General features: G+C 59.0%; 2 protein-coding genes and 1 pseudogene. All 3 read right to left on the bottom strand.

Going from position 1 to position 2,781, the window contains the following annotated elements; genetic code table 11:
• Positions 1-1,289, bottom strand: a 1,289-nt coding sequence (locus G113_RS19695) for a heavy metal translocating P-type ATPase (protein WP_005912344.1), incomplete at its 3' end; no start/stop codon positions are given.
• A gap of 2 nt (positions 1,290-1,291) precedes the next feature.
• Positions 1,292-1,780, bottom strand: a complete 489-nt coding sequence (locus G113_RS19690) for a FixH family protein (RefSeq protein WP_005912341.1) — start codon at positions 1,778-1,780, stop codon at positions 1,292-1,294.
• A gap of 122 nt (positions 1,781-1,902) precedes the next feature.
• A pseudogene (ccoP, locus tag G113_RS19685) lies at positions 1,903-2,781 on the bottom strand (cytochrome-c oxidase, cbb3-type subunit III); the annotation flags it as partial.

Below are 2,781 nucleotides of genomic sequence, written 5' to 3'. Positions count from 1 at the left end.
AACACCAGGATGAAGTGACGGGAGAGGGTGTCGGCCAGCTCGGCGATGGCAGGTTTGTCGCTGAGCGCCTCATCCTGCAGCCGCATTATCTGGGCGATACGAGACTGGGCGATGGGTTGATTAACCCGCACCAGCAGCGGGGCGTCGGTGTTGATGGTACCAGCATAGACGGCGTCGCCACTCCCTTTGCACAGTGGTAACTGTTCCCCGGTCAGCATGGCCTCGTTCAGGTTCGCTTGTCCCTCGATGATGATGCCATCGGCGGGCAGGGTGGCACCGGCCAGTACCCGTACCCGATCCCCTACCTTGAGGGTCTTGGCGGCCACCTCATGGTCGCCCTGTTCATCGACCAGGGTGGCCATGATGGGAACCAGGCGAGCCAGGTTGGAGCTCGACTCCGAGGCCTTGCGCCTTGCCCGCAGCTCGAGAAAACGCCCAAGCAGCAGGAAGAAGACAAACATGGTAATGGAGTCGTAATAGACCTCCCCCGTGTTGAAGACGGTGGCCCAGATGGAGGCGACGAAGGCACCTATCAGCGCCAACGACACCGACACATCCATGGAGAGCTGGCCCTGACGCAGGCTGCGCCAGGCACCCACGTAAAATGGCTGGGCCGAATAAATCATGATGGGAGTCGAGAGCAGGAGGCTGATCCACTTGAAATAGACCATGAACTCCTCTTCGACGCTGATGAAGAGGTCCATATAGAGGGCCACGGCGCACATCATCACCTGCATGGACCCCAAGCCCGCCAACCCCATCCGATAGAGGTAACTCTTCACCTCGCGGGCATAAAGGGCTTCTTGTTGATGGGTCTGGAAGGGGTAGGCGCGATAGCCTATCCGGGCAAAGCCCTTGAGAATGTCGCTCAGGGAGAGCTGCAAAGGATCCCACTTGATGCGTGCCCGGTGGGTGGTGCTGTTGACCACGATGTAACGCACCCCGGGCAGGGTATTGAGGTGGCGTTCGATGAGCCAGGCGCAGGCGGCGCAGCTGAGCCCCTCGACACTGAGCTGGATCTCCCGCAGCGTCCCCGTGTCAGTGACAAACTCCTGTTGCACCTCGGCCAGATCATAGTGGGCGAGGGCGGCCAGTTCGGCGGGGACCAGCTCCCCTTTGGCGCCAGGAGCGGTGCGGTGTTCGTAATAACTGGCGAGGCCGCACTCCATGATGGTCTGCGCCACGGCCCGGCAGCCCGGGCAGCACATAGGGCGGAGTATGCCTTTTATCTCAAAGGCATACTGGCTGTTGGCGGGTACCGGCTCGCCACAGTGAAAACAGCCGGTCATGACTAGCGTCCCTTGGGATCGAGTTCGACAGGTGCCGCCAGGGGGAAATGTACTGTCTCTTGCAAGCGCCACTCATGGTCGAAGGCATCGACCCGGATGTGCCACTTGCCGGTGAGGGGCTTGTCGAGGTGCAAGCGATAGATGCCCTTGGCATCGCTGGTGAGCAGATAGTCGCTGTCTCGACCCGCCAGGGTCGGGTGGAACAGAGCAAGACGCAGTGCCTGATTAGGAACCAGATCGCCACTCACAGGTGTGAGGGTCAGTTCTTTGTCCTGAAGGTTCAAGGCGATGTGGACGTTGAGCGCTTGGGCACGGTCAAACTTGCTCAAGTCCTGATTGATCTCCTTGCCCTGCTTGTAATAATCCTCAGCCACCAGATTGACCCCATCCTTGCTGGCAATGATGGCGGTGGCAATGCCGGCGACGACGACAGTGGCGGGGAGGGCGATGATGAACCAGGGCCAGAATTGGCGATACCAAGGTTGAGTCATAGTGCTACCGAAACCTATGATTAACAAAATAGAGGATTTTTAGCCAACACAAGATAACAAAAAGCCCCGAAGAGTCGAGGCTTTTTGCTGAGTAATCACGTGTTTATCACATGTTACTGCTGTTATTGCGCACTTTGGCCAGTGTGGGACAAACCATACACATAAGAGGCAAGCAGCTGTACCTTGTCTTCGCCCAGGATGTCTTTCCAGGCTGGCATCACGCCGTGACGACCATGGGTGATGGTCTCCTCGACGACCTGACGGGAACCGCCATAGAGCCAGGTGGTGTTGGTGAGATCCGGGGCGCCGAAGGCGGTACCGCCCTTGGCATCCGGGCCATGGCAGGCGGCGCACACTGCAAAGCGTGTTTCACCTTTCTTGGCTTCCACCATATCGACCTTGCGACCGGACAGGTTCAGCACATAGGAGGCCACTTCCTTGACGCCATCCTTGCCGAGGATGTCACCCCAGGCCGCCATGATGCCCTGACGGCCATTCATGATGGTGGTCTTGATGTCGGACGGCTTGCCGCCCCACTGCCATTCGGCATCGGTCAAGTTCGGGAAGCCACGACCGCCGCGGGCATCCGAGCCATGACACTGGGCGCAGTTTTGCAAGAAGAGGCGTTGGCCAACCTTGCGAGCCTCAGGATCCATGGCTATCTCTTCGATGGCTTTATAGGTTTTGCCATCGGCTTGATAGGCCAGCTCCTTGAACTTGGCGCCATAGAGAGCATCAGCCTTGGCCAGCTCACGGTCGTACTCGACCGCGTTGCCATTGCTCTTTGCCGCCTCAGTGGCGGCCTTGCCCTCGGCCAGGGGAGCGGATGTCCTGGTGGGAACTCTGCCAGCCCAGCAGGCCCTTCCAGTTACCCAGGCCCGGGAAGGCGAGCAGGGTAGAGCAGACCAATCACTATCATGAAGAGGAACATGTAGGTCCACCATTTGGGCAGTGGATTGTTCAGCTCTTCGATGCCGTCGAAGGCGTGGCCCATAGGTTGG

Origin of the sequence: Aeromonas molluscorum 848 (genome assembly GCF_000388115.1) — a bacterium.
Lineage (GTDB): Bacteria > Pseudomonadota > Gammaproteobacteria > Enterobacterales > Aeromonadaceae > Aeromonas > Aeromonas molluscorum.
The sequence above is the reverse complement of the archived record's forward strand: the minus strand, read 5'-3'. Positions and strand labels throughout refer to the sequence as shown.

Coding starts and splice junctions, on each gene's coding strand:
- G113_RS19690 (WP_005912341.1), bottom strand. CDS start 1,780: ATGACTCAACCTTGGTATCGCCAATTCTGGCCCTGGTTCATCATCGCC.